We start from the raw sequence: 26,710 nt of genomic DNA, 5'->3' as shown, positions 1-26,710 counted from the left end.
GTGGGGGGCATTGCGGTGTCCATGGGGCGAGCCAAACGGGTCAGGCGGGCTGTCTTTCGGTCGTTTCGTCCTCATTCTCGGGCTCGGCTTCGGCCTTGGCGAGGTCAGCCTCACTGATCCAGCCGGCCTTGACGCGGGCCTGCATGACCATGGCTTCGGCGTCATCGCGGGAGACATCGAGACCGTCGAGGAAACCGGGGAATTTGGTGGCTTCGCCCCCCTCCTTGCGCTCGGTCCAGCCGACCAGATCGTCGGTGGCGCAGCCCGCGAGGTCCTCGACCGTCTTGATGTCGTTCTCGCCGAACTTGACCAGCATCTTGGTGGTGACGCCGGGCACGTCCTTCACCGCGTCCTCGACGCCGAGCTCCTTGCGCCTGGCCTCGAGCTCGGCTTCCTGCTGCTCGAGGAATTCGCGGGCGCGGGTCTGCAGCTCGGTCGCGGTCTCCTCGTCGAAGCCCTCGATGCCGGCGAGATCCTTGAGGTCGACCAAAGCGAGCTCCTCGACCGAGGTGAAGCCTTCGGACGCCAGCAACTGGCCGACGACCTCGTCGACGTTCAGCGATTCCATGAACACGCGGGTGGAATTCTCGAAGTCGGCCTGGCGGCGCTCCGATTCCTCCTGCTCGGTCAGGATGTCGATGTCCCAGCCGGTCAGCTGCGAGGCGAGCCGGACGTTCTGGCCGCGGCGGCCGATCGCCAGCGAGAGCTGGTTGTTGGTGTCGGGGACGACCACCTCGATGCGCTCGCGGTCCTCGTCGATGACGACCTTGGCGACTTCGGCCGGCGCCAGCGCGTTGACCACGAAGGTCGCGATATCCGGCGACCACGGGATGATGTCGATCTTCTCGCCCTGCAGCTCGTTCACCACGGCCTGCACGCGCGAGCCGCGCATGCCGACGCAGGCGCCGACGGGGTCGACCGAGGAGTCGCGGGAGACAACGCCGATCTTGGCGCGCGAGCCGGGGTCGCGAGCGACCGCCTTGATCTCGACGATGCCGTCATAGATCTCCGGCACCTCCTGCGCGAACAGCTTGGCCATGAACTGCGGATGGGTGCGCGACAGGAAGATCTGCGGTCCCCGGGTCTCGCGGCGGACGTCGAACACGTAGGCGCGGACGCGGTCGCCGTTGCGGAAGACCTCGCGCGGCAGCATCTCGTCACGGCGGATGATGGCCTCGCCGCGGCCGAGGTCGAGGATCACGCTGCCATACTCGACGCGCTTGACGACGCCGTTGACGATGTCGCCGATGCGGTCCTTGAACTCCTGGTACTGCCGGTCGCGCTCCGCCTCGCGCACCTTCTGCACGATGACCTGCTTGGCCGATTGCGCGGCGATGCGGCCATATTCCAGCGGCGGCAGGGTGTCCGCGATGGTGTCGCCGATCTGGGCGCCCGGGTTGGCGCGGCGCGCATCATCCAGCGAGATCTGGTTGGAGGGGTTCTCGACCTTCTCGACCACCAGCATGTGGCGCGACAGCCGCAGCTCACCCTTCTTCGGATCGATCTCGGCATGAACGTCGGTCTCGCTGCCGTAGCGGGCGCGGGCGGCCTTGGCGATCGCGTCTTCCATCGCGGCGATCACGATGCCGCGGTCGATCGACTTCTCGCGCGCGACGGCGTCGGCGATCTGCAGCAGTTCCAACCGGTTGGCGCTGACGGCCATGGCTCAAGTCTCCTCTAATCAGGATCGATCTCGCCCCTGCGCGCGCGGTCGGCAGCGAGGCGATGTTTCTTGGTGTTGGTCGGCAGCGGCTTCTTGGCCGGCTGCTTGTCTTTCAACTTCGGCTTCGGCTTGGCCTGGGCCGCCGGCTTGGCGTGCGGCGCCAGCGGCGGTGCGATGCCAAGCTCGCGCTTCTTCTCACGCTCGGCGGCCTTGCCGCGGCGCATGGATTCGGCGATCAGCTCGTCGGTCAGCACCATCTTGGCGTCGCCGATGTCGGTCATCGGCAGCACGACATCGGCATCCTGGTCCTTGGCGACGTCGTCGCGGGTGATGCGGACGCCGTCACCTTCGACGCCCTTGATGATGCCGCGGAAGCGTTTGCGGTTCTGATGCGCCACCGCCATCTCGATCTTCACGAGATGCCCGATATGGCGCTCGAAATCGGAGCGGCGCACCAGCGGCCGGTCGATGCCCGGCGAGGAGATCTCGAGCCGGTAGGCACGGTCGATCGGGTCGGCGATATCCAGCACCGGCGACAGCGCACGCGACACCGCCTCGCAATCCTCGATCTGCATCGTGCCGTCGGGGCGCTCGGCCATCACCTGGACGGTGCAGCCGGCCTCGCCGGAGATGCGGATCCGCACCAGACGGTACCCCATTCCCTGCAGCACGGGGTCAGCCACCGCCGCGACGCGCGCCGCGACGCCCGGCTCGACGACGAGACGGGGCTCGGTCAGGAGGTCGGTGTCAGCGGTTGCGAACGTAGGTTCCGTCATCGAGGCGTCGATCGCGTGTCTTGCTTGGTTGGGCCGTCGGGCCTGTTCGATCGCGCTCACCGGACCGATCCCGCCCGTGGCGGAGCGATCCAGGTAACAAAAAAGAGCGGGTCCGGAAGGGCCCACCCTCACTACGCGATCGTATATGAGATGATGTTTGATGGCGCTCATATAGCCGCTTTGCCGCCTGACGGCAAGGGTCGTGTCGGCTCAAACGGCGCCTGGAACTGGGAATCTGCTCCGCGCCAGGAGTGCGGATCGGATCGTTTTCCCCGACCGGGAACGGCCGAATGCCGCGGGGTCTAACCCTTCATTCACCAAGATCGCTTAAAAATGAGCTGAGTTCGCGCTTTTTGCCTCCGTAGTCGTGCTGCACGGAGCGGAGCGCACGGAAACGTGTCGTGTTGCGTATCGAGTAGACGTCATGACCCCGGCAACCGCGCTGATCCCCGGCCTCGGCCGGATCGTCAGGCAGGGCAATGCTGAACGCGGCCTCGAGGCCACGCGCCGCATCGCCGACCTGTTCTTCGAGGATGCGACGAAGCTGCGTCCCGAGCACATCAATCTGTTCGACGGTCTCCTGATCGATCTGGTCCCGTTCGCGGATCTGCCGACGCGGATCGATCTGTCGGAGCGGTTGTCGCGGCTCCTCAGGGCGCCCCGTGCCCTCGTCAGCCGGCTGGCGCGCGACGACGAGGTTGCGGTGGCGGGTCCGCTGTTGCGCCGTTCGCTCGTGCTCGACGATCCCGTGCTCATCGCCATTGCGCGCGACAAGAGCCAGGGACATCTGCTCGCGATGGCAGAGCGGACGCGCCTGTCGGCCGATATGACCGATGTGCTGGTGCGCCGTGGTGATCGCGACGTGGTGCGGCGGACCGCTGCCAATGATGGCGCCGCGTTTTCCCCGCGCGGCTATGCCGCGCTGATCCACCGCGCGAGTTCAGACGGCGTGCTGACGCTCACGGTCGGCCGGCGCGACGATGTTTCCGACGATCATCTGCGACAATTGCTGGCCGGTGCGCTCGATGTCGTCAGGCGGCGGCTGTTCGATGTGGTGCCGCCGGACAAGCAGGCGAGGATCAAGCAGGCCCTCGCCGAGCTCGCCGATGCGGCACAGGCAACAGACAGCACGCGCAATTTCGTGCCGGCGCAGCGGACCATCCTGTCGCTGTATGAAGCCGGTGCCTTGGACCAGTCGGCGCTGTTCGGCTTCGCATCCGAGCACAAATACGAGGAGGTCATCGCGGCGCTCGCCGCAATGACGGGATTGAAGATCGCGACGCTCGACCGGCTCATGTCGGGCGATCGTCACGATCCGCTTCTGATCCTGGGGCGTATGATCGGGCTCGATTGGCGCACCGTGCACGCACTGATCCTGCTGCGCCTCGGACCGAAACGCGTGCCGGCGCAGCGCGACATCGATGCGATCAGGGTCAACTACGCGCGCCTGCTGCCATCGACCGCCGAGCGGGTCGTCGCGTTCTGGAAGACACGGCATTGAATGACGCCCACGGCGCAGTGGTCAGCGCCGGCGGAAGATCAGGTAGTTGGCGACGCGGCCTTCGCGCGTCGCCTTCCGTCCGTAGCGCGTCATGGTGTAGCCCGGCCAGGGCAGACGCCAGTCGTCGGCGCGCTCGGCCGTCCAGGCGAACTCGGGCGACCGGAGCAGATGCCACAGCGTCCAGGCGCAATAGTCGGCGATGTCGCTGACGAAGCGGAACTCGCCGCCGGGCTCGAGAGCGCGCGCCATCGCGGCGATCGTCGCATCCTGCACGAAACGCCGCTTCCAGTGCCGCCGCTTCGGCCAGGGATCGGGATGGATCAGATCGATCCGCTGCAGCGATCGCGGCGGCAGCCAGGCCAGCAGTTCGGCGGCGTCGCCGGCCAGCAGCCTGATATTGCCGATGTTGTCGGCCTCGATCGCCGACAGGATCTTGGCCATGCCGTTGACATAGGGCTCACAGCCGATGAAGCCGGTGGTCGGAAACGCCTTTGCTTCGGCGGCAAGATGCTCGCCGCCGCCGAACCCGATCTCCAGCCGCAGCGCGTCGACCGGCGGATCGTACAGCGTGGGCAGCACGGCATCCGCGGGAGCGGCGAGATCGAGCGCGAGATGCGGCAGCAGGTTGCCGACCAGGTCGGCCTGATGCGCCCGCAGCTTGTGGCCCTTGCGCCGGCCGAAGAACGAGCCCTGACCATGCAGGGCCGCGGTGTCGGTGTGATTGTCGTCGTCGACGGGCATGTTGATTGCGGTGCTCATCGCAGCGTTTCATAGAGGCGGTAGAGCAGCCTTGTCCGCGGCTCGATCGAGGAGATGTACATCTGCTCGTAATGTGTATGCGCGCCCTTGCCATCGACGCCGAGCCCATCGAGCGTCGCCGTGAACGGTGCGGTGAAATTGCCGTCGGAACCGCCGCCGGTATAGGTGTCGATCAGCTCGAAGCCGATTTCGTCGGCGAGCGATTTCGCATGCTCGAACAGGGCGGCGCCGGCGTTGCCCTTGACGTAAGGCGGCCGGTTCACCTCGCCGCTCACTTCGACCGTGACGCCATCGCTGCGCGAGGTCAGCCCCAGGATCTTGGGCAGGATTTCCTCGGCATCGGCAGGCGTCGGCAGCCGTGCGTCGACCTCGGCATAAGCTTCCTCGGCGATCACGTTCGGACGTGTTCCGCCGCGCACGACGCCGACATTCACGGTGATGCCGCGGGCGGGGTCGTTGAGCGCCTCGAGGGCGTGAATGACGTTGGCGAGTTCGCGGATCGCACTGCGTCCATCCTGTGGACGCGCGCCGGCATGCGCGGGCACGCCGCGGATCGCCACGTCGAACCGCGCCACGCCCTTGCGTCCGGTCACGATCTTGCCGCCGTCACGCGCGGGCTCGGTGACGAGGACGTATTTGGCCTTGCGGCCTTCCTCCTCGATCAGCGCGCGCGAGGTCGGGCTGCCGATCTCTTCATCCGAGACGAACAAATGAGTAATGCCGAGCGGCGATTTTTGACCGCCTGCGCAGAGTTGACGAAAGGCGTGGAAGGCGAGATACGCGCCGCCCTTCATGTCGTAGATCCCCGGACCGTACGCGACGTCGCCGTCGACCGAGAACGGCAGCCGCGCGATGAACCCGATCGGATGCACCGTGTCGAGATGGCTCAGGACCAGGATGCCAGGCTCGTCCTGTCCCCACGACGACCGTGCGACGAGGTGGTCGCCGCAGCCGTCGCGTCCGGCGATCCGTTCGATCGTGGCATCGAGCCCCCGATAACCATCCGCGACAAGGGAAGCCAGCTTGTTGACCTGATCAGGCGCCTCGGTCGGGGTCTCGATCTCGACCCATTGGCGGATGCCTTCGAGAATTGTGCGACTATCGAACGGGCTGCTGCTGCTGGTTGTCATGAGCTTTGTAAATCGTTCTCGATGGTTACGAAGTGGTAGCAGGCGGTTGGGCGCGCTGGCGCGTCGCGGGGCGGGTTGGCGGCCGGGACGCCGGAGTTCCAGGCCACATGTGCATAAAAAGATTTAGAGCGCGATAGCCTTTCCCGAAGGGGAGCCATCGCGCTCTATTGGTCGTGATCCAACCTGTCTATCGGTTCATTCGTCTGCGGAATGAAGCGTGCCCAGCGCGTCGTCCGCAAACGTGCCCCGCTGATGGCCCCCCGAGGGCGCTGACATTCCTATGAGAGTGATCACGATAGGAATGTCAGCGCCGGCGCATCAGCTAGCCTTCTTCCGGAGCTTCGCGATCAGCGATCTGCTCGACCAGGTCGACGATGCTGCGACGAAGCTTCGAATCGTGGATCCGCGTGAATGCGCGGGTCAACGCCAGTCCTTCGGAGGTCGCCAGGAAATCAGACACATAGGCGGGCGAAGCGCCTTCGCCGAAAGCTTCACCGTTGGTCCCGCCACTCGGGACCCCTTCGAACAGGAAGGAGACCGGGACCTGCAGAACCTCCGATATCTGCTGAATCCGGCTGGCGCCGACTCGATTGGTGCCTTTTTCGTACTTCTGTATCTGCTGGAACGTGAGTCCGAGAGCCTCACCAAGTTTTTCCTGGCTCATGCCCAACATGATACGGCGCATCCGCACCCGGCTGCCGACATGCTTGTCAACAGGGTTGGGCGCTTTCGTCGACATCTCTCAACTCCTTAGAATGGGCCTCGGAACGAGGCGGTCGCAGTATGCCTCAGGCGCTCACACCGTCAATTTCTGTTCGCATGTCGTACTAACGAAGACGGCCGAGCAACGAACTGGACGGCTCATGCTGCCGCGCGAGAATGCGAATTGCAGCAGCTATCTGTCAACACTTGGGGTTTTGCTTGTCAAAAAAAATCTTACGGACCCGGAAAGAATCGAGATCTTGCTGTCGTCAGGGAAGCTTTTGAGCAACACGTCTGCGAACGACGGTGCTCAGGGCGATCACTAACAGGATCGCAACCGGAATGTCGCCGAGCCTTGCATAGACGGTCGGCTGCAACGCAACAGGCAGCGCGGAATCCAGCACGCCCTCTGCGCCGAGAGGCAATTGCTTAACGATACGGCCGACCGGATCGATCACTGCGGAGATGCCGGTGTTCGCAGATCGAACTAATGGAAGTCCTTGCTCGATCGCGCGCCACTGCGCCTGCTGCAGATGCTGATGAGGACCGGTCGATATGCCGAACCAGCCATCGTTCGTCAGGTTGACGATCCAGCCCGGTCGTTCTTCGCTCGGCACGCTGTCGCTCGGAAAGATCGCCTCGTAGCAGATCAAAGGAAGCACACGTGGGGCGTGTGGCACGTCCAGGTTGCGTCGCACCGTGCCGGGGATGAAGCCGCCCTGCACCCGCGTGAGCTGCTCGAGCCCGATCCGCTCCAGCAGAGTCTGGAACGGCAGGAACTCGCCGAATGGGACCAGATGGAGCTTGTCGTAGACCGACAGCACGGTGCCGTCGTGATCGATCACGTAGATCGAATTGTAGGCCCGGGTGATCGGGGTGTTGCGAGGCGCGTCGGGGGCGCGGACCGAACCGGTGATCAGCACCGTGCCCGGTGACAGCAGGTCGGCGATCTGGCCCATCGCGTCCGCCTCGCGGGTTAGGAAGAACGGGAACGCCGATTCCGGCCAGATCAGGACGTTGGCGTCCCGGACACCGGTGGCGTTCGGGCCGGAGGCGCGGTCCGACAGCGCCAGATAGCGGCGCATGACGTCGGCCTTGGCGCCGTAGTTGAACTTCACGTCCTGTTGCAGGTTCGGCTGCATGATCCGCAGCTTGAGGTCGGCGACGAAGGCGGTCGGATGCAGCCCGAGCCGGATGACGCCGAACACGCCCATCATCACGAGCAGGGCGGCGGCCGCGGCCGGCGCCCGCCAGCGCTCACGCCAGGTCTTGCCGTCGATCAGCACTGCGGGGCTGGCGAAGATCGCGATCGTCAGGAGCGTCATGCCCCAGATCCCGATCAGCGAGGTGGCCTGCGCCAGCGCCAGCGGCCGCGACAGGGCATAGCCGAACGTGTCCCAGGGGAAGCCGGTCAGCGCGTGGCCGCGCAGCCATTCGCTCGCGGTCAGGCAGACGGCGAGCGCCAGGATGCGGGTTGCATCACGCGTCCAGATCAACCGGGCCAAGGCGAAGCCCAGCGCCGGAAACAGCGCGAGATAGGCCGGCAGGCCCAGCACGGCGAACGGCATCAGCCAGGCGAAGGTGTCGGCATCGACCAGGAACGCGTTGCCGATCCAGTACAGGCCGGGCACGAAATAGCCCATGCCGAAGCAGAAGCCGGTGAAGGCGGCAGCCGGGATGCCGCGCCGCCGTCCCGCCGCGGCGCCGTCGATCAGCCAGACCAGAACAGGGAAGGTGATCGCGAGCACCGGCCAGGCGTTGAACGGGGCCATTGCCAGCGAGGAGAGCGCGCCGGCGGCGAGCGCGATCGCCGCACGCTTCCAGCCCCAGGCCAGGACAACGCCGATGGCGAGGCCGCGAATCATCGATGGGCGGATCACTGTGAGCTGGCTCCGTCGCCCCGTGGCGGGCTGCTATCATCATGGACCGGCGCAGGGCCGGCCTCTGCCGGCGGCGGCTCGGCCGGGACGTCCGTGTCCGGCGGGGTCACTTCCGGCGCAACGTCTCGACGCCGGCTTTCGCGCGGCGGGCGGGGCGTGGGGCGTTCCTTGCGCGGCGCGATGCGCAGCCGCTTGACCCGGCGCGGATCGGCATCGAGCACCTCGACCTCGAAATTGCCGGGGCCGGAGATCAGTTCGCCGCGCACCGGCAGCCGGCCGACATGGTTGACGAGATAGCCGCCGAGCGTCTCCACGCCCTCGCCGGCCTCGCCCGTCACGAACTCCTCGCCGATCACCCGGCGGACGTCGTCGAGGCTGGCGCGGGCGTCCGCGATGAAGGCGTTGTCGGCCTGCCGCACGATCGCCGGCGGCTCGTCGCTGTCGTGCTCGTCGTCGATCTCGCCGACGATCTGCTCGACGATGTCCTCGATCGAGACCAGTCCGTCGGTGCCGCCATATTCGTCGACCACCAGCGCCAGATGGATGCGCGAGGCCTGCATCTGCGCCAGCAGATCGATCGCGCGCATCGATGGCGGCACATAGAGCAGCTTGCGGATGATGTTGGCCTCGAACAGCGGCATCGAGAGGTCGACTGCCTTCAGGTCGAGCCCGGCCGGCAGCGGCTTCTTGCGCCGCGCCTTGACCTCGTCCGAGACGCGCGCCTGTGCGGTGGTGAAGGCGAGCAGGTCGCGGATGTGGACCATGCCCTCGGGATCGTCGAGCGTGTCGTTGTAGACCACGAGCCGTGAATGCGAGGCACTCTCGAACAGGCTCATCAGCTCGCCGAGCGTGATGTCGCGCCTGACCGCGACGATGTCGGCGCGATGTACCATCACGTCGGCGATCCGCCGCTCGTGCAGATCGAGGATGTTGCGCAGGAGCGTGCGCTCGACCGCGGAGAAGCCGATGTCGTCGGGTGTCGAGGCGTCGAGCACGACCTGCAGGTCGTCGCGCACCGATCCGCCGCCCTTCCATCCGAACAGATTGCGCAGCGCGCGAAAAAGCCAGTTCTCGCTCGGCGAGCGGCCGAGCTCGGATGCCGGCACCACGGCCGGAAGATTGCGCGTGTTGCGCGGATTGTCGTGAATGGGTTCGGAGTCGGCCATGATCAATTCGTCCGCTCCCGGTCGGCATAGGGATCGGGGATGCCGAGATGGGCCAGGATCTCGCGCTCGAGCGCCTCCATCTCCTCGGCCTCGTCGTCGGTCTCGTGATCGTAGCCGATCAGGTGCAGGAAGCCGTGCACCGCGAGATGGCTGAGGTGCTGGTCGAACGGCTTCTGCTCCTCGTCGGCTTCGCGCCGCAGCGTCTCGTAGGCGATGGCAATGTCGCCCAGCATGCGCGGCGCGTCGTCGTCGCCACGCGGGCCGGTCGGCTGCAGCGCCGGAAACGACAGCACGTTGGTCGGCTTGTCGATGCCGCGCCAATTGCTGTTCAGGGTGCGGATGCCGTCGTCGTCCGTCAGCATCACCGCGATCTCGGCGTCGCCGACGTCCGCGTCGACCGTCTCGGCGGCGGCGACGATGGCGCGATGTATGACGTCCTCGGCGTCGGGCTGGTCCTGCCAGCAGTCGGCGGCGACGATCACCTCGGTGGTTGGAATGGGACTTTGTGGCATCCTGGTCGTTCTGTGCGGATGGCGCTTGGATCACGCGCCGATCGGCGAGCTTGCTCTCGGGGTCAGCGCGCCTTTGGGCTCTCATAGGCGGCGACGATACGCGCCACCAATTCGTGGCGAATGACGTCCTCGCCGGTGAACCTGACCTGCGCGATCCCGTCGACGCCGTCGAGCAGCCGCGCGGCCTCGGCGAGGCCCGACGTCTGGCCGTTCGGCAGATCGACCTGCGAGGGATCGCCGGTGATGATCATGCGGCTGTTCTCGCCTAGGCGCGTGAGAAACATCTTCATCTGCATCGATGTCGTGTTCTGCGCCTCGTCGAGAATGATCGCGGCATTGGTCAAGGTGCGCCCGCGCATGAAGGCGAGCGGCGCGATCTCGATCTCGCTGGCCTGCAGCGCACGCTCGACGATGCGCGCATCCATCAGATCGTACAGCGCGTCGTAGATCGGGCGCAGATAGGGATCGACCTTCTCGCGGAGGTCACCAGGCAGGAAGCCGAGCCGCTCGCCGGCTTCGACAGCCGGGCGTGAGAGGATGATGCGGTCGACTTCCTTCCGCTCGAACAGCTGCGCTGCATGCGCGACCGCGAGCCAGGTCTTGCCGGTGCCGGCCGGACCGATGCCGAACACCAGCTCGTGGCGCTTCAGCGCGCGGATATACGAATCCTGCGCGGCGGTGCGGGCGCGCACCGGACGCTTGCGCAGGTTGATGCTCTCGAACGCGTTCTTGGCGTTCTTGGCGTCGAACTCGAACAGCGAGCCCTGCGCGACCACGGCGCGGATCGCGCCCTCGACGTCGCCCTGCGCCAGATCCTGGCCCTTGACGGCCTGCGCATAGAGCGATTCCAGCACGCGCCGCGCGGCATCGCAGCCGTCGCGGGTGCCGCCGATGGTGATGTGGTTGCCGCGGGAATCGACGACGACGCCGAGGCGTCGTTCGACCAGCGCCAGGTTCTGGCCGTAGGGGCCGACCAGGGCGGATGCGGCGCGGTTGTCGTCGAAATCGATGACGACCTGGGTCTCGGGGGGCATGGACATGTCGCGGTCGTACTTGCGGCTGGGAGCGAGGGAAGACGAATCCGATGCGCTCTTGGGCAAGTGCTCAGCCTCCGATGGACACGAGGGGCGTGGGGGAGATCACTGCCGGCGCGGCCGTGACGAGCTCGCCGAGCAGGCTGTAGCGTTCGAGACTGTCGATCCGCACCGGCAGAACCTGGCCGATGATGTCGTCGGACGCCATGACGTGAGCCGGCTGCAGATACGCGGTCCGTCCGACCAGCTGCCCGGGCCTGCGCGCTGGCCGCTCAAACAACACGTCGACGACCTGGCCGATCGCGGCCTTGTTGAAGGCTGCTTGCTGGCTGTCGATCAAGCTCTGGAGGCGCTCCAATCGCTCGTCCATCTCGGTCGCTGACACCATCTCCGGCATGTCCGCTGCCGGAGTTCCCGGACGCGGCGAATACTTGAACGAATAGGCCGCAGCGTAGCCGATTTGGTCGATCAGGGCGAGGGTGGCGCGAAAATCTTCCTCGGTCTCGCCCGGGAACCCGACGATGAAATCCGAAGAGAATGCAATGTCGTCACGGACGGCGCGGAAACGGTCGACGACTTTGCGATAATCGGTCGCCGTGTGTTTGCGGTTCATGGCGCTCAGGATGCGGTCGGATCCCGACTGAACCGGCAGATGCACGAACGGCATCACCGCTGCGAGATCGCGATGCGCCGCGATCAGGCTGTCGTCGACGTCGTTGGGATGGCTGGTCGAGTAGCGGATCCGCGCCACGCCCGGAATCTCGGCAATCCTGTAGAGCAGCCGACCCAGCGTCCAGGGCCGGCCGTCGGGGCCTTCGCCGTGATAGGCGTTGACGTTCTGGCCGATCAAAGTGATCTCGCGAACGCCGTTGTCGGCGAGCTGCGCCACGTCGTCGACGATGCGCGCCACCGCGCGCGACATCTCGCTGCCGCGTGTATATGGCACCACGCAGAAGGTGCAGAACTTGTCGCAGCCTTCCTGCACGGTGACGAAGGCCGAGACGCCGCGGGCGCGGATGGCCTCGCGGCTGGGCTTCGCCAGGAAGCCGAACTTGTCGTCGGCCGGGAATTCGGTCTCGATCGCCCGCTCGCCGCGGCGGGCCTGGGCCAGGAGCTGCGGCAGATGGTGGTAGCTCTGCGGCCCGACCACGACGTCGACGGTGGGGGCGCGGGTGATGATCTCCTGGCCTTCCGCCTGCGCCACGCAGCCGGCCACGGCGATCTGCATCGTCCGGCCGGCCCGCGCGGCGTCCTCCTTGGCGACCCGCAGCCGCCCGAGCTCCGAATAGACCTTCTCGGAGGCCTTCTCGCGGATGTGACAGGTGTTGAGGATCACGAGATCGGCGTCGCTGGCCTCGGCGGTCTCGACGAAGCCCTCAGGCCCCAGCGTGTCCACCATGCGCTGGGCATCGTAGACATTCATCTGGCAGCCATAGGACTTGATGTGCAGCTTGCGCGGCGGCGTCATGAACCCTTGCATGCAGTCGGAGGCGCGCCCAATTGGCGCCGCGCTCAGATATAGGCTAGGGGGCCGGAAATCCAGCGATCGCGGGCTTTTTCTCGGCCAGCCGGCTCAGAATCGCCGGCAACTGCCGCATGTCGTCGAAAACCAGGGTGGCGCCGGCGGCGCGCAGGTCGTCGGCGTGCCCGGGCCGGCAGTGGCTGCCGCCGTGAAACCCAAGCACCGTCATGCCGGCGGCGACACCGCCCCGGATACCGGCCGTGCTGTCCTCGACCACCACGCAGGCCGCGGGACGCGCCTTCATCTGCGCTGCCGCGAACAGGAACAGATCGGGCGCGGGCTTGCCGTTCTCGACCTGGGAGGATGAGAAGATGTGCGGGGCGAGGCGATCGTAGAGCCGGGTGGCGCCGAGGCTGACGCGCATGCGCTGGTGCGATCCGGAGGAGGCGACGCACACCGGCACGTCGATGGTGTCGAGCGCCTCCATGATCCCGTCGATGGCCGCGAGGTCCTGCTCGAAGGCGCGGAACAGGCGATCCTGCAGTTTCGGGTTGAAATCGTCGGGCAGGCTGCGGCCGAGTTCGGCCTCGACCTCGAGCTTCGCCTGTTTCAGCGACCGGCCCAGGAACCGCGCGAACACCTGCTCGGTCGTGATCGGATAGCCGCACAGGCTGAGCACGTCGGCGTGCGTCTGACAGGAGATCACCTCACTGTCGACCAGCACGCCATCGCAATCGAAAATGACGAGATCGAAGTTCGAAGCCGGCGCTACGTCAGCCATTCGTCTCTTCGTCGAGCGGCACGCAATACAGCTCCAGCCGGTGGTCGACCAGCTTGTAGCCGAGCTTGCGGGCGATCTCGGCCTGCAGCTTCTCGATCTCCTCGGAGGTGAACTCGATCACCTTGCCGTCGCGCAGATTGATCAGATGATCATGATGGCTGTCGCGCATCTGCTCGTAGCGGGCGCGGCCCTCGCGGAAATCGTGGCGCTCGATGATGCCGGCATCCTCGAACAGCTTCACGGTGCGATAGACCGTGGAGATCGAGATCTTGTCGTCGACGGCGACGCAGCGCCGGTACAACTCCTCGACGTCGGGATGGTCGCAGGCTTCCGCGAGCACGCGGGCAATGACCCGGCGCTGCTCGGTCATGCGCATGCCGGTGGCGGCACAGCGGGCCTCGATTCCGGTGGAATTGAGCGCTGGCGTAGTTTTCAAGGAGGAGGTCATCGTGTCTCGCCTCAAGGATGCGCTTTCTGCCACCAAGCGCAGGTTACGACAAGTCCCGGCGCATCAGAAGCGCATTCAACTGTTCCCCGCCGGGCTGAAGGTAATAGCGTTCCCGACGGCCCACGGTCGCAAATCCGGCGCGTTCATAGAGTCGGCGGGCCGGCTGGTTGTTTTCCTCCACTTCGAGAAAGACCGTCCGGACCCCGCGCCCCGCAAGGTGCCCGAGATGCTGCAGCAACAGATCACGAGAAAATCCACGGCCGCGCTGATTTGGGTCAAGTGCAACTGACAATATTTCCGCTTCGTCCGCGCCGATCCGCGAGACGATGAAGCCTATGAGCTTCCGCCCGAGCCGCAGCCGATGGATCATGGTGTTGCGCTCGGCCAGCATCGCCTCGAACTCGCCTTCGCCCCAGCCGCGGTGAAACGAGGCGGCGTGGATCTGGGCGAGTCTGGCGGCGTCGCGCAGCGAGGCCGCTTCGATCAACGGTTTGGGGCTGCCGAGCCAGCGGAAGAACATGTTCATGACGAGATGGCCGTCTGCACCGGTTGACGCGTTGCGCCGGCGGGCGGCTTGACGTCGGGTGCGCGCAGATAGAATGGCCGCGCCGGCGCGTGCACTGGGTCGGCGGCCGCGCCGAGCCAGGCGACCCAGCCGATGTCGGGTCCGTCTTGCGAGTCGACCGCAACTGGCGCGGCTGATTCCTTCGGCCACCGCTCGGCCAGCAGCGCCGCGGCGTTGCCGACGAGGTGTGGGGCGCCGAGCCGCGCGACCGCCAGAACGTCGTCCAGCGCAGCCACCTGGGGCGCGACCAGCTCCTCGCCGTTGCCGCTCACGACTTGGTAGTAGACATGGTCGTGCCGGGCATCGATCGCCGAGATTACCGGGTTGGCGCGGTCCTCGCTGACGATCGGCGCCGCGTAGGCGGACAGCGTGGTCACGCCGACGACCGGCTTGTGGGCGGCCAATCCGATGCCGCGGGCGGCGGAGAGCCCGACCCTCAACCCCGTGAAGCTCCCGGGGCCGGTCGTCACCGCGATGCGGTCGAGATCGGCGAAACCGACGCCGGATTGCTGCATCACGCGCGCGAGCAGCGGCATCAGGGCCTCCGCGTGGCCGCGCTTCATCGGGAGTGTCTCCTGCGCCCGCATCAAGGCCGAATCAGTATCCAGCACGGCAGCGGCGCAATGGTCGAGGGCAGTATCGATGGCGAGGATCAACATCCGGTCGGGTTCGCATTGAAGAGAGCGCAAATACCTATTGTGGTACCGTGATAAAGTTAGTTGACGCCTTCTTACATCCTCATCGGGAAAAACGCATCAAGGCGCAACTACTGATACGCTAAGTTACTGAACTATATGCCATTTAAGCAAATCTTTCCGCGCCTGTGGGAATTATCCGCTCGGCACGTTCGGGGGAGAGATGACGCGCCGCCCGTTGGCGGATGGCCGCCCCCGTCCCGAGAAGAGGAATTTCCATGTCATTCTGGTCAGGCAGTTCGGCATCGCGCGATGCGATGGCGCAGGTCGCGGCGATCAACCGCTCGCAAGCGGTGATCGAGTTCGACACCGACGGCACGATCATCACCGCCAACCAGAATTTCCTCGACGCGATGGGCTACTCGCTGAGCGAGATCCAGGGCCGGCACCACGCGATGTTCGTGGCGCCCGAGATGCGCGACAGCGCCGAGTACCGCGTCTTCTGGGCCGATCTGCGGGCCGGGAAGTTTCGTTCGGGGGAGTACAAGCGGTTCGGCAAGGGCCACCGCGCCGTCTGGATCCAGGCGAGCTACAATCCGGTGATCGACGGCGGCAAGCCGGTCAAGATCATCAAATTCGCAACCGACATCACCGAGCAGAAGATGCGCAGCATCGAGGACGCCGGCAACATCGCGGCGATCGGGCGCGCCCAGGCGGTGATCGAGTTCAATCTCGACGGCACCATCATCGATGCCAACGATCAGTTCCTGAGCGCGATGGGCTACACGCTGGCCGAGATCAAGGGCCGGCATCACAGCATGTTCGTGCTGCCCGACGAACGCGACAGCGCCGCCTACAAGGAATTCTGGACCAGCCTCAGTCGCGGCGAATTTCGCTCGGGCGAGTTCAAGCGTTGCGGCAAGGGCGGCCGGGAGATCTGGATTCTCGCGTCCTATAACCCGATTCTCGATGACGAGGGGCGGCCGTTCAAGGTCGTCAAATACGCCTCCGACGTGACGCAGCAGAAGCTGGCTGCGGCCGATTTCGCCGGCCAGATCGCCGCGATCCGCAAGTCCCAGGCGGTGATCGAATTCGACCTGAACGGCATCGTGCTCGACGCCAACGAGAACTTCCTCGCCACGCTCGGCTACACGCTGGCGGAGATCAAGGGTCAGCACCATCGCATGTTCATGCCGGCGGGCATGGGCGACAGCGCCGCGTATCGCGAGTTCTGGGCCGCGCTCGGCCGTGGCGAATTCCAGATGGGCGAGTTCGAGCGCGCCGGGAAGGACGGACGACAGGTCTGGATTCAAGCGAGCTACAATCCGATCAAGGATCTCAACGGCAAGCCGTTCAAGATCGTGAAATTCGCGAGCGACGTCACTGCGCAGGTGATCAGCCGCATGAAGGGCGACAAGGTGCGCGGCATGATGGAGCACGTCGCCGCCGGCGCCGAGCAGCTCAATTCCTCGGTGCAGCAGATCGCCGATGCCATGGCGAAGTCGAAGGAGACGGCGACGGCGGCGGTATCGCGCGTCGAAGACGCGGACCAGCAGGCCAAGCGCCTGTCCTCGGCAGCCGGCGCCATGAGCAGCATCGTCGAGCTGATCGGCAGCATCACCGGCCAGATCAATCTCCTGGCGCTCAATGCGACGATCGAATCGGCCCGTGCCGGCGAGGCGGGGCGCGGCTTTGCCGTCGTCGCCGGCGAGGTGAAGAACCTGGCCACGCAGGCCAAGCAGGCCACCGATCGCATCGGCAGCGAGATCGGCAATCTCAACGGCATCTCGTCCGACGTCGTCGGCGCGCTCGGCGCCATCAAGAACGCGATCGAGAGCGTGAATGACTACGTTTCATCGACGGCGCACGCCGTCGGCGAGCAGAGCGCCGTCACCAGCGAGATGTCGGAGAACATGCGCCAGGCAGCTGCGGAGGCAGCGTCCATCGGCAAGGCGGCGTAGAGAGCGAATGGCGAATAGGGAGCAACGAATAGGGAATGCATCTACTCGCTACTCACTATTCCCTACTCGCTCGCCCCCCTTGTCACATCGGCCGGACTTCGACCACCTCGGGCACGAAATGCTTCAGCAGGTTCTGGATGCCGTGCTGCAGGGTCGCGGTCGATGACGGGCAGCCGGAGCAGGCGCCCTTCATGTTGAGATAGACGATGCCATCCTTGAAGCCGCGGAAGGTGATGTCGCCGCCGTCATTGGCCACGGCCGGGCGGACGCGGCTCTCGATCAGGTCCTTGATCATGCCGACCGTCTCGGTGTCGGCCTCGTCGTAGAACTCGTCGTCCTCGTCGGCGGAGTCGTCATTGGCGGCGCTGCCGTCGGCGAGCAGCGTCGCGCCCGACATGTAGTGCTCCATGATCGCGCCGAGGATCGCCGGCTTGAGGTGCTGCCATTCACCGTCGCTCTTGGTGACGGTGATGAAATCGGCGCCGTAGAACACGCCTGTGACGCCGTCGACGGCGAACAGGCGCTCGGCCAGCGGCGAGCGCGCGGCGGCGTCGCGGCTGTTGAATTCCATCGTGCCAGCGGGCAGCACGACTCGGCCCGGGATGAACTTCAAGGTGGCGGGATTGGGGGTGGCTTCGGTCTGGATGAACATGGTTTTCTCCGGCAGCGCCGGTTCAAGGCCGGCCTGTGGTGTCCTCATAGCAGATGGCGCGAGCGCGCGCACGATCAAGGGGGCTCGGCCGGCGTTTCCGCTCTAAGCCTATGAAAGAGCGTCGAGATCGGCGTCACCGAGATCGCCCGGCACGATCACCAGCGGGATCGGGAAGGCGCCGCTCGTCTTGGTGACATGGGTGACCAGGGGTCCCGGCCCCTCGGGGCCCGAATGGGCGGCGAGCACCAGCAGCGCGATGTCGCTGTCATGCTCGATCGTCTCCAGGATCTGCGCTGTCGGCTCACCCTCGCGGATGACCCGTTCCGGCGCGGTCACGCCGATCGCGGACAGCAGCGCCGCGGCCTGGTCGAGCTCGGCATGCGCTTGCTCCTGCGCCTCCGCCCGCATCAGGTCGGCGACCCCCAGCCACTGCTGGTTCTGGTCCTCCGTTTCGATGACGTGGAGCATGACGATGCGGCCACCGGAACGGACCGCCCAGCGGCCGGCATAGCGGACCGCGCGGTCCCATTCCTCGCTGTCGTCGACCACGACCAGGCATTTCGGCGCATGGCCGGTCTGGTAGCTCTGCCGCTGCGCCGCCATCGCGTTCCCGCCTGCTGCTGCGAGTCGATCCGGCCGCGATGCTGCCACAGCCCATCTCCGTTGGGGAGAGGGCTGCGGGTTCCATGGCGCCTGCAATGACACCGGTGGTGCGGCAGCAAGGCCGACTTCGGGAACTCGCGCCGTGCTGCTCTGGTCAGGGCTTGCGGATGAAGCCGACGATGTCCTTGGCCGTCTTCATGGTCTCCGCGGCGATGGCCTGGGCGCGGTCGGCGCCGTCGACCAGCACGGACTCGACATAGCCGGGATCAGCGGTCAGGCGCTTCATCTCGGCGGCGATCGGCCCGAGCTTGGTGACGCACAGCTCGACCAGCGCATTCTTGAAGCTGGAGAACTGGCCGCCGCCGAAATCCCTGAGCACATCGGCCTTGCTGCGGTCCGACAGCGCGGCGTAGATGCCGACGAGGTTATCGGCCTCGGGACGTGCGTCCAGCCCCTTTTCCTCGGTCGGCAGCGGCTCCGGATCGGTCTTGGCCTTGCGGACCTTCTGCGCGATCGTATCGGCATCGTCGGTGAGGTTGATGCGCGAATAGTCCGAGGCATCGGACTTCGACATCTTCTTGGTGCCGTCGCGCAGCGACATCACGCGCGTCGCGGGACCGGTGATGAAGGGTTCCGGCAGCGGGAAGAACAGGCCGTCGCCGAAGCCGTGGCTGCGGATCGAGTCGCCAAAATCATTGTTGAACTTTTGCGCGATGTCGCGCGAGAGCTCGAGATGCTGCTTCTGGTCCTCGCCGACCGGAACATGGGTGGCGCGGTACAGCAGGATGTCGGCGGCCATCAGCACCGGATAGTCGTACAGGCCGACCGATGCGTTCTCGCGATCCTTGCCGGCCTTCTCCTTGAACTGCGTCATGCGGTTCAGCCAGCCGATGCGCGCCACGCAGTTGAAGATCCAGGCCAGCTCGGCGTGTCCCGAGACCTGGCTCTGGTTGAACACGATGTGCTTCTTCGGATCGATGCCGGCGGCGATGAAGGCGGCCGTGACCTCGCGGGTGTTGCGCGCGAGCTCGGCGGGGCCGCCCCAGACGTCGATCGGCATGGTGATCGCGTGCATGTCGACGACGCAATAGATGCAGTTGTGGGTCTGCTGCATCTTCACGAAGTTGACGATCGCGCCGAGATAGTTGCCGAGATGCAGGTTGCCGGTCGGCTGGACGCCCGAGAAAACCCGTTCCACGAAGGCCATGATCACTGTTCCGGATGATGGATTTGGGCGTCGTTTGGCACGTGCGCCTCAAAGGTGCAAGTCGGCGGCGGGCTTTTGCCGGATCGCCCGGACGGTTTCGCGCCAGCTCACGGCGCCGAGGGACACGAGAAGCCCTCCGTAGAGGATGACGGCGCCGCCGATCAGGGCGCCGAGCAGCGCGGCCGCGCCGAGATGGCTGCTGCTCCAGGTGCCGGCAAAGCGTCCGGCGGCGATCCAGAGGACCGCGCCCATGACCATGGCGGCCAGCGTGATGCGCGGCAGCCGGCGTCGCGAGGCCGGGGAAAGCGCGAAGCCGAAGCGCGTGGCGCCGCGCCGGATCAGGACCGCGGCATTGGCCCAGGCACCGAGCGCGAGCCCCGCCGCGATGCCGCTTGCCGCGAAGACGTGTGCGAGCAGGAACGCCAGCGCGATCGCGACAGAGCATCCGATCAACGTCGCGCGCAGCGGCGTCTGCGTGTCCTCGCGCGCGAAGAAGGCGGGCTGCAGCGCCTTGGTCAGCACCTGCGCCGGCAACGCTGCCGCGAGCCATGTCAGCACCTGCGCCGTCGCGGCGGCATCGTCCGAACTGAATGCGCCATGTTCGAACAGCAAACGAATGATCGGCTCGTTCAGGATCATGAGTCCGAGCGTCGCAGGCAGCGCGAGCCCGATCGTCAGCTCGAGGCCGCGCGATTGCACCTCCGCGAGAGCCGCCTTGTTGCCCTCGTGCAGCGCGCGCGTCAGCTCCGGCACCAGCACCGTGCCCATGGCAACGCCGACGAGCCCGAGCGGCAGCTCGATCAGGCGGTTGGCGAAATACAGCCACGACACCGCGGACGGCGAGGTGGAGGCGATGATCGCGCCGCCGACCGCGAGCAGTTGCGGGCCGGCGCTGGCGACCATGCCGGGCAGCGCCTTGGCGAAGAAGCCGCGCATCTCGGCGTCGAGGGCGATACGCACCGGCGCGGCAATGCGGCTGCTGCGTCCGCGCCGCGCGAGCAACGCGAGCTGCAGCAGCCCGGCGATGCCGATGGTCGCGGCGAGCATCAGCGCGGCCCGCGAGGGATCCGGATGTTGCATCAGCAACACGATGGTCACGCTGATCAATGCCACGTTGAACAGCAGCGGGGCGAAGGCCGCGAGCGCGAAGCGTCGTTGCGCGCTGGACAGTGCGAGCAGCACCGTCGAGGGGCCGGCGAAGGCGAGATAGGGCAGCATCAGCCTGGCATCATTGACGGCCAAGGTGAGCGTCTCTTCACCGGCGAAGCCCGGCGCGAGCAGGGTCATCACGAACGGCATCAGCAGCGCCAGCACCAGGGTGGCGGCGAGCAGGCCGGCGCTGACGGTGCCGAGCACACGGCCGGCAAAAGCTGCCGCATGTGTCGTACCAGCCTGCTGGTATATTCGCAGCCAGGCCGGCACCAAGGCCGCATTGAGCGCGCCCTCCGTCAGCAATCGCCTGATGACGTTGACGAGTTGAAACGCCGCGAGAAATGCGTCCGCGACCGGACCGGCGCCGAGCAGCGCGGCCATCAGCGCATCCCGGATGAAGCCGAGCAGGCGCGAAGCCAGTGTTCCTGACACCACAGTCACGAATGAGCGGATCATCAGGCTTCTATAGCAGCGCCGCTTGTGATAGGCCGCAGCGTTTGCAAAACGCCGTAAACGGGGCCAGTGGATGACTGACGCGAAATACGATGTTCTCGGGATCGGCAACGCGATCTTCGACGTGCTGGTGCATGCCGATGAAGCCTTTCTCGCCCGGCACGGCATGACCAAGGGCAGCATGGCGCTGATCGACGAGGCCCGCGCGGCCGCGATCTATGCCGATATGGGCCCGGCCACCGAGATGTCCGGCGGTTCGGGGGCCAACACCATCGCCGGCCTCGCCAGCCTGGGCGCGCGTGCCGCCTACGTGGGCAAGGTCAAGGACGACCAGATCGGCCGGATGTACCGGCACGATATCCGTGCCGCCGGCGTGACCTTCGATACCGCGCCCGCTGCCGACGGCCCGGCGACCGGCTGCTGCTACATCCTGGTGACGCCGGACGGCGAGCGCACCATGAACACCTATCTCGGCGCCGCGCAAAATCTCACCGCCGCGGACATCGATCCCGCGCAGATTGCGGCGGCGCGCATCATCTATCTCGAAGGTTATCTGTGGGACCCGAAGGACGCCAAGGATGCGTTCGTGAAGGCGGCGGCGATCGCGCATGACGCCGGACGCGAGGTCGCGCTGACCCTGTCGGATTCGTTCTGCGTCGACCGCTATCGCGAGGAGTTTCTCGACCTGATGCGCGGCGGCACCGTCGATCTCGTGTTCGCCAACGAGGCCGAGCTGCATTCGCTGTACCAGACCTCGGATTTCGACGGCGCGCTGAAGCAGCTGCGCGAGGACGCCACGCTCGGCATCGTCACCCGCAGCGAAAAGGGCTGCGTCGTGGTGTCGAATGACGGCGTGATCTCGGTGCCGGCGCATCCGATCGAGAGCCTGGTCGATACCACCGGCGCCGGCGATCTGTTCGCCGCCGGCTTCCTGTTCGGGCTGGTGCGCAAGACCGGCTACGAGATGGCCGGCCGCCTCGGCGGCCTGGCTGCGGCCGAAGTGATCCAGCACATCGGCGCAAGGCCGCAGGTGTCGCTGAAGGAACTGGCGGTGCAGAGCGGGCTGAAGGTTTAGGCCTGGGCTGAGGCGGCTCGGCCATTCTCTGTCGCGTGTGACACATCTCTCTCCATCGTCATGGCCGGGCTTGACCCGGCCATCCACGATCTTCGGTTTGCAGGATCAAAGACGTGGATGCCCGGGACAAGCCCGGGCATGACGCGCAACTAACAACGATCTTGCCTGCGTGGATCGAGCGTTGGGTTCTCTCACGCCGCCTTCTTGCCCGCCGCATCCAGCCCGGCATACACGCCGCGCTCGAAGCCGGCAAAGGTCTCCAGGCACAGCCGGTCGGCGAACGGCAGCAGCTGCATCAGGATCACGCCGGTGACGTCACGCGCCGGATCGATCCAGTAGTAGGTGTTGGCGAGGCCGGCCCAGGCGAGGCTGCCGGCGCTGCGGCCTTCCAGAGTCTGCGCGGTCGTGATCATGAAGCTGAGGCCCCATTTCTTGACGATGTCGGGATAGAGATCGACGTCGTTGGTCACGCCGGGCACGGCCGCGGCCATCTTCGTCATCTCGAGCTCGCCGATGTGGTTGTCGCGCATCGCCGCGACCGTCTCGGGCTTGAGCACCTGGTTGCCGTTGCCGCGGCCATTGTTGAGGATCATCCGGGTGAAGCGGATGTAGTCGCCGGCCGTGCCGTAGAGCCCGCCGCCGCCCATGTGGAATTCCGGCTCCTGCTCGATCTCGAACGGGATCGGCGCCAGGCTGCCGTCCTCGCCGCGCGCATGCATCCCGACCAGGCGGGCGCGTTGCGACGGACCGAGCTTGAAGCCGGTGTCGTCCATGCCGAGCGGCGCGAACAGGTGGTCGCGCAAGTAGGCATCGAGCTTCTGGCCGCTGGCGGCCTCGACCGCCTTGCCGACGAAATCGATGTTGATGCCGTATTCCCAGCGCGTGCCGGGATCGGAGGCCAGTGGCAGCGCCAGCGCATCGTTCTTGCAGGTGATGATGCCGGGCGTGCCGGCCTTCTGCACATAAGCGGCCATGTCGCCGTTCCACATGTCGTAGCAGAAGCCGGCGGTGTGGGTCATCAGATGGCGCAGCGTGATCGCGGTCTTCGCCGGCCGCAGGATCGGCTCGCCATTGGCGTCGAAACCGTCGAGCACCTTGGGCGCCGCGAGGTCGGGCAGCAGCGTGCCGATCGGCGCATCCAGCGACAGCCGGCCCTGCTCGACCAGCTGCATTCCGGCCGCACAGGTGATGGCCTTGGTCATCGAGGCGATCCAGAACACGCTGTCGGCGGTCATCGGATCGTCGCGGCCGAGGTCGCGCCTGCCGAAGGCGCCTTCGTAGATGATGCCGTTGCTGTCAGCGGCGACGGCGACGACGCCGGGGATCTCTCTCGCCTCCGCCTTCTGCCGCAACACGCCGTCGATGTCGGTCTTGTTCTGCATGGTCTCCTCCGTTCCGTTCTTGATGACGGTAGGCGATTGTTCCTCGCGCCGGCCCGGCCAGCAAGGACCGCCGGTCCCACGGCCGGTCGCGATCTCGTGATGATGCGGCGCGAACGAAGCAGCCGGGGACAACAGCGCTGCGGAGGCCACAGCGCTTCAATTTTCCGCCAGAATCATGATTAGTTCCATGTAGCCGCGAGACCGACACATGGGGGCCATGTTCCCACCACGGGCTTGCGCCTGTTGTGAGTTGCAACCATTTTTGCATTAAAGAGTTCGAGAACCGGCTTTTTCGAGCCGATGACGTGTTTTGGCGGCAATGTCCGCCGTTGGGGGCGATATGATTTCGACGTGGAGCGAGTGGAAGCGGTATCCCCGCCCGGGGCGCGGTGACAATATCGAGGCGCCCATCACGCCCGGCATCTACGAAGTGCGCATTGCGGCGACCGGAGCGCTGTACGCGTTCGGCGCGGTCGACAATGTGGCGCAGGCGCTGGCGCTGCTGCCCGTGGGGCAGAAATCATGGTTCGGCCGCCGTGATCCCGCCACCTTGCCGGACCTGGAATACCGCACCTGCGCCACCTCGACCAAGGCCGACGCCAAGGCGGCGGCGGAGCGCATGATCGGCCGCCGCGAGACCTATATGAGCGGCGCGGCCTGATCCCGCGCCGGCGCGTCGGCATTCAGCATCCGGTGCCGTACAGGCACGGATCGCCGGATCGAATGTACCGTTGAGGAGGCGCACGAGTCGTGCGCTGCCGCCGGGGCTTGGCTATAGTCGGGGGAAAGATCGCTCGCTCCGAGGAGTAGCCCGATGACACCGCCCGCCGCCGCCCGTGCCTCCACTGCCGCTCCGAGCCTGCGTGACCGCCTGAAGGATCCGTCGCTGCTGCGTGAGCAGTGCTACATCGATGGTGCGTGGGTCGGTACGCCGGTGCTCCCGGTCAACAATCCCGCCACCGGCGCCGAGCTCGCCAAGGTCGCGCAACTCGGTGCGGCGGAGACCACGCGAGCCGTCGAGGCCGCCGCGCGCGCGTTCCCGGCCTGGGCCAGGCTGACCGCCAAGCAGCGCTCCAACATCTTGCGCAAATGGTTCGAGCTCATCACGGCCAACCGCGAGGACCTCGCGCTGATCCTGACCTCCGAGCAGGGCAAGCCGCTGACGGAGGCGCTCGGCGAGGTCGATATCGGCGCCGCCTATATCGAGTTCTTCGCCGAGGAGGCGCGCCGCGTCTATGGCGAGACCATCCCGACGCAGAAGCCGGATGCACGTCTCCTGGCGCTGAAGCAGCCGATCGGCGTCTGCGGCGCCATCACGCCGTGGAATTTCCCGAACTCGATGATCACCCGCAAGGTGTCGCCCGCGCTGGCGGCCGGCTGCACCGTGGTGCTGAAGCCGGCCAACGAGACGCCGCTGTCGGCGCTGGCGCTCGCCGTGCTGGCCGAGCGCGCCGGGATTCCTGCGGGCGCGCTCAACATCATCACCGGCGATGCGCCTCCGATCGGCAAGGTGCTGTGCGAGCATCCGTCGGTGCGCTTCGTCGGCTTCACTGGCTCGACCGAGGTCGGCAAGATTCTCTATCGCCAGTCGGCCGGCACGGTGAAGAAGCTCGGCCTCGAGCTCGGCGGCAACGCGCCGTTCGTGGTGTTCGACGATGCCGACGTCGATGCCGCCGTCGAGGGCGCGATGGTCTCGAAATATCGCAACATGGGCCAGACCTGCGTCTGCGCCAACCGCCTCTACGCGCAGGACGGCATCTACGACCAGTTCGTGCACAAGCTCGCCGCCAGGGTCGCGGCGATGAAGATCGGCGACGGCACCGAGGCCGGTGTGGTGCAGGGACCGCTGATCAACGAGGAAGCGGTCGAGAAGGTCGAGCGCCACATCGCCGATGCGGTCAAGGGCGGCGCCAGGATCGTCACCGGCGGCAAGCGCCATGCGCTCGGCCGCACCTTCTTCGAGCCGACCGTGCTGTCGGACGTGAAGGCCGATGCGCTGGTCGCGCATGAAGAGACGTTCGGCCCGCTCGCGCCGGTCATTCGTTTCCATAGCGAGGCCGATGTGATCGCGATGTGCAACGCCTCGCCGTTCGGTCTCGCGTCCTACTTCTTCGCCCGCGATCTCGGCCGGGTCTGGCGCGTCGCGGAGGCGCTGGAGTCGGGCATGGTCGGCGTCAACACCGGCCTGATCACCACCGAGGTCGCGCCGTTCGGCGGCGTCAAGGAAAGCGGCCTCGGACGCGAGGGCTCGCATCACGGCATCGAGGAATATCTCGAGATCAAATACGTGATGATGGCGGGTGTCTGAACCTCGGACGCCTGAGTTCAGGCGAGGCGATATTGGGAATCAGGCCGTCTTGGGCAGCTTGTCGACCGGTACCAGGTAGGACTTGTTGCCGACCTGGAAGATGACCTTGCCGCTCTTGCCGTCGGTCGTCGAGATCTGCGACTGGCCGAACATGATGACGTTGTTGTAGACGATCCCCGTGCCTTCGCGCGTGACGCCGTTGGTCGTCACGCTGACCTGCGCCTCCTTGCCGCTGACGGACAGCACGCGAAAGCTCGCGCTCTGGCCGTTCTCGCCGGAGTAGCCGGCCCAGCTGCCGACCAGATTGCTCTCGTCGGCGGGAGGCGCCTGCTTTTCGAGCATCGCGGTGGCCTTGCCGCCGCCGGCCGAGAACAGCAGCACCGCGTTCTTGCCGTTCTTGGTGCCGAGCGTGACCGCGCCGAAGTCGATGGTCGAGCCATTGACCTGGCCGATGCCGCGCTCGGTGCGGCCGTTGTGGGTGTATTCCACCGTGGCCGCGGCGCCTCTGATGTTGACGACCTTGAAGCTCACGGCCTGGCCGTTGGCCGTCCAACTGCCCTTCCACTCGCCGAGCAGGTTGCTCTGGCGATAGACCCGCTCATTGGCGGGCGAGATCTGGTTGGTGCTTTGGATGGCGACCATGCGTGCTTCCAAGGAGCTCGATTGCTCGTTTACCCCGTATGTCGGATCGTTGCAGAGTGTTGCTAACGAGACGTAGGTCGAGGGGGTTAATGAAACGTAAACTGGCCCCGCGAGCCGCCCGGGTCGCGGTGCGGCCCATCGTCTCAGCGTCCTCCGGAGCGATGGCGGTCATGGCCGGATGAATGCAGCAGCGAGGGGCACCTGGCGACCTGGGAGCGAGCGGACGCTTGCCGCGGAGCGCCGGATCGCCGACCATGATGC

Annotated in this window: 25 protein-coding genes; 5 read left to right on the top strand and 20 right to left on the bottom strand. The window is 66.2% G+C overall.

Annotated elements, in window-relative coordinates; translation table 11 throughout:
• Nucleotides 1-40 precede the first annotated feature (40 nt).
• Both nusA and rimP read right to left on the bottom strand, forming a co-directional pair.
• Nucleotides 41-1,663 (bottom strand): transcription termination factor NusA, encoded by a 1,623-nt coding sequence (gene nusA, locus QW845_RS23665; RefSeq protein ID WP_315803931.1) that lies wholly within the window; start codon nucleotides 1,661-1,663, stop codon nucleotides 41-43.
• Nucleotides 1,664-1,677: 14 nt separating this feature from the next.
• On the bottom strand, nucleotides 1,678-2,439 hold the full coding sequence (gene rimP / locus QW845_RS23660; RefSeq protein ID WP_315803930.1) for a ribosome maturation factor RimP: 762 nt from the start codon (nucleotides 2,437-2,439) through the stop codon (nucleotides 1,678-1,680).
• Nucleotides 2,440-2,863: 424 nt separating this feature from the next.
• On the opposite strand from rimP, the gene QW845_RS23655 reads away from it, so the two are divergent.
• Nucleotides 2,864-3,940, top strand: coding sequence for a DUF2336 domain-containing protein (locus QW845_RS23655; RefSeq protein WP_315803929.1), 1,077 nt, complete (start codon nucleotides 2,864-2,866; stop codon nucleotides 3,938-3,940).
• A gap of 21 nt (nucleotides 3,941-3,961) precedes the next feature.
• Here QW845_RS23655 and QW845_RS23650 read toward each other — a convergent pair whose 3' ends face one another.
• The 12 genes from QW845_RS23650 to tsaB all read right to left on the bottom strand — a co-directional run bounded on the left by QW845_RS23650 (nucleotide 3,962) and on the right by tsaB (nucleotide 15,038).
• Complete coding sequence (locus QW845_RS23650) at nucleotides 3,962-4,699, bottom strand: tRNA (guanine(46)-N(7))-methyltransferase TrmB (RefSeq protein WP_315803928.1); 738 nt, start codon at nucleotides 4,697-4,699, stop codon at nucleotides 3,962-3,964.
• On the bottom strand, nucleotides 4,696-5,829 hold the full coding sequence (locus QW845_RS23645; protein WP_315803927.1) for a M20 family metallopeptidase: 1,134 nt from the start codon (nucleotides 5,827-5,829) through the stop codon (nucleotides 4,696-4,698). The genes QW845_RS23650 and QW845_RS23645 overlap by 4 nt, the downstream gene beginning before the upstream one ends.
• A 322-nt stretch (nucleotides 5,830-6,151) precedes the next feature.
• Nucleotides 6,152-6,568, bottom strand: a complete 417-nt coding sequence (locus QW845_RS23640) for a helix-turn-helix domain-containing protein (RefSeq protein ID WP_006615449.1) — start codon at nucleotides 6,566-6,568, stop codon at nucleotides 6,152-6,154.
• A gap of 232 nt (nucleotides 6,569-6,800) precedes the next feature.
• Complete coding sequence (gene lnt, locus QW845_RS23635; protein WP_315803978.1) at nucleotides 6,801-8,396, bottom strand: apolipoprotein N-acyltransferase; 1,596 nt, start codon at nucleotides 8,394-8,396, stop codon at nucleotides 6,801-6,803.
• An 11-nt stretch (nucleotides 8,397-8,407) separates the two neighbouring features.
• Nucleotides 8,408-9,577, bottom strand: coding sequence for a hemolysin family protein (locus QW845_RS23630; RefSeq protein WP_315803926.1), 1,170 nt, complete (start codon nucleotides 9,575-9,577; stop codon nucleotides 8,408-8,410).
• A 2-nt stretch (nucleotides 9,578-9,579) separates the two neighbouring features.
• A complete protein-coding gene (ybeY, locus tag QW845_RS23625; RefSeq protein WP_315803925.1) occupies nucleotides 9,580-10,089 on the bottom strand; it encodes an rRNA maturation RNase YbeY in 510 nt (169 codons plus the stop codon).
• Nucleotides 10,090-10,151: 62 nt separating this feature from the next.
• Complete coding sequence (locus tag QW845_RS23620; RefSeq protein ID WP_409997956.1) at nucleotides 10,152-11,189, bottom strand: PhoH family protein; 1,038 nt, start codon at nucleotides 11,187-11,189, stop codon at nucleotides 10,152-10,154.
• 4 nt (nucleotides 11,190-11,193) lie between these two features.
• Complete coding sequence (miaB, locus tag QW845_RS23615; protein WP_315803923.1) at nucleotides 11,194-12,591, bottom strand: tRNA (N6-isopentenyl adenosine(37)-C2)-methylthiotransferase MiaB; 1,398 nt, start codon at nucleotides 12,589-12,591, stop codon at nucleotides 11,194-11,196.
• 55 nt (nucleotides 12,592-12,646) lie between these two features.
• On the bottom strand, nucleotides 12,647-13,366 hold the full coding sequence (locus tag QW845_RS23610) for an HAD family hydrolase (RefSeq protein ID WP_315803922.1): 720 nt from the start codon (nucleotides 13,364-13,366) through the stop codon (nucleotides 12,647-12,649).
• Nucleotides 13,359-13,814 carry a Fur family transcriptional regulator gene (locus tag QW845_RS23605; protein ID WP_315803921.1) on the bottom strand — a complete coding sequence of 152 codons (456 nt, stop codon included), beginning with the start codon at nucleotides 13,812-13,814 and terminating at the stop codon, nucleotides 13,359-13,361. Before QW845_RS23605 ends, QW845_RS23610 begins: the two co-directional genes overlap by 8 nt.
• 43 nt (nucleotides 13,815-13,857) lie before the next feature.
• Nucleotides 13,858-14,340 (bottom strand): ribosomal protein S18-alanine N-acetyltransferase, encoded by a 483-nt coding sequence (rimI, locus tag QW845_RS23600; RefSeq protein ID WP_315803920.1) that lies wholly within the window; start codon nucleotides 14,338-14,340, stop codon nucleotides 13,858-13,860.
• Nucleotides 14,337-15,038, bottom strand: coding sequence for a tRNA (adenosine(37)-N6)-threonylcarbamoyltransferase complex dimerization subunit type 1 TsaB (gene tsaB / locus QW845_RS23595; protein WP_315803919.1), 702 nt, complete (start codon nucleotides 15,036-15,038; stop codon nucleotides 14,337-14,339). Before tsaB ends, rimI begins: the two co-directional genes overlap by 4 nt.
• A 254-nt stretch (nucleotides 15,039-15,292) precedes the next feature.
• Between tsaB and QW845_RS23590 the strand changes: the two genes are divergently transcribed.
• Nucleotides 15,293-16,975: a PAS domain-containing methyl-accepting chemotaxis protein gene (locus QW845_RS23590; RefSeq protein WP_315803918.1), complete on the top strand. Its 1,683-nt coding sequence runs from the start codon at nucleotides 15,293-15,295 to the stop codon at nucleotides 16,973-16,975.
• Nucleotides 16,976-17,057: 82 nt separating this feature from the next.
• Here QW845_RS23590 and QW845_RS23585 read toward each other — a convergent pair whose 3' ends face one another.
• The 4 genes from QW845_RS23585 to murJ all read right to left on the bottom strand — a co-directional run bounded on the left by QW845_RS23585 (nucleotide 17,058) and on the right by murJ (nucleotide 21,045).
• Nucleotides 17,058-17,627 (bottom strand): NifU family protein, encoded by a 570-nt coding sequence (locus tag QW845_RS23585; protein WP_315803917.1) that lies wholly within the window; start codon nucleotides 17,625-17,627, stop codon nucleotides 17,058-17,060.
• 108 nt (nucleotides 17,628-17,735) lie between these two features.
• Nucleotides 17,736-18,230, bottom strand: coding sequence for a universal stress protein (locus QW845_RS23580; RefSeq protein WP_315716941.1), 495 nt, complete (start codon nucleotides 18,228-18,230; stop codon nucleotides 17,736-17,738).
• 154 nt (nucleotides 18,231-18,384) lie between these two features.
• Nucleotides 18,385-19,437 carry a tryptophan--tRNA ligase gene (gene trpS / locus QW845_RS23575; RefSeq protein ID WP_315803916.1) on the bottom strand — a complete coding sequence of 351 codons (1,053 nt, stop codon included), beginning with the start codon at nucleotides 19,435-19,437 and terminating at the stop codon, nucleotides 18,385-18,387.
• A 48-nt stretch (nucleotides 19,438-19,485) separates the two neighbouring features.
• Nucleotides 19,486-21,045, bottom strand: a complete 1,560-nt coding sequence (murJ, locus tag QW845_RS23570; RefSeq protein ID WP_315803915.1) for a murein biosynthesis integral membrane protein MurJ — start codon at nucleotides 21,043-21,045, stop codon at nucleotides 19,486-19,488.
• A gap of 70 nt (nucleotides 21,046-21,115) precedes the next feature.
• Between murJ and QW845_RS23565 the strand changes: the two genes are divergently transcribed.
• The gene (locus tag QW845_RS23565; RefSeq protein ID WP_315803914.1) at nucleotides 21,116-22,117 is read left to right on the top strand and encodes an adenosine kinase; all 1,002 of its coding nucleotides are present in this window, start codon (nucleotides 21,116-21,118) and stop codon (nucleotides 22,115-22,117) included.
• Between the two features lie 191 nt (nucleotides 22,118-22,308).
• On the opposite strand, the gene QW845_RS23560 is transcribed toward QW845_RS23565, so the two are convergent.
• Nucleotides 22,309-23,499, bottom strand: coding sequence for a serine hydrolase domain-containing protein (locus QW845_RS23560; protein WP_315803913.1), 1,191 nt, complete (start codon nucleotides 23,497-23,499; stop codon nucleotides 22,309-22,311).
• Between the two features lie 340 nt (nucleotides 23,500-23,839).
• On the opposite strand from QW845_RS23560, the gene QW845_RS23555 reads away from it, so the two are divergent.
• Both QW845_RS23555 and QW845_RS23550 read left to right on the top strand, forming a co-directional pair.
• Nucleotides 23,840-24,160 (top strand): hypothetical protein, encoded by a 321-nt coding sequence (locus tag QW845_RS23555; RefSeq protein WP_315803912.1) that lies wholly within the window; start codon nucleotides 23,840-23,842, stop codon nucleotides 24,158-24,160.
• Nucleotides 24,161-24,313: 153 nt separating this feature from the next.
• Nucleotides 24,314-25,807, top strand: coding sequence for an NAD-dependent succinate-semialdehyde dehydrogenase (locus QW845_RS23550; protein ID WP_315803911.1), 1,494 nt, complete (start codon nucleotides 24,314-24,316; stop codon nucleotides 25,805-25,807).
• Nucleotides 25,808-25,846: 39 nt separating this feature from the next.
• Here QW845_RS23550 and QW845_RS23545 read toward each other — a convergent pair whose 3' ends face one another.
• On the bottom strand, nucleotides 25,847-26,449 hold the full coding sequence (locus QW845_RS23545) for a hypothetical protein (protein ID WP_315803910.1): 603 nt from the start codon (nucleotides 26,447-26,449) through the stop codon (nucleotides 25,847-25,849).
• Between the last annotated feature and the right edge of the window lie 261 nt (nucleotides 26,450-26,710).

This window comes from Bradyrhizobium sp. SZCCHNS3002 (assembly GCF_032377435.1).
Taxonomy (GTDB): domain Bacteria; phylum Pseudomonadota; class Alphaproteobacteria; order Rhizobiales; family Xanthobacteraceae; genus Bradyrhizobium.
Note: the sequence above shows the minus strand (reverse complement) of the source record. Positions and strands in the feature narration are given on the sequence as shown.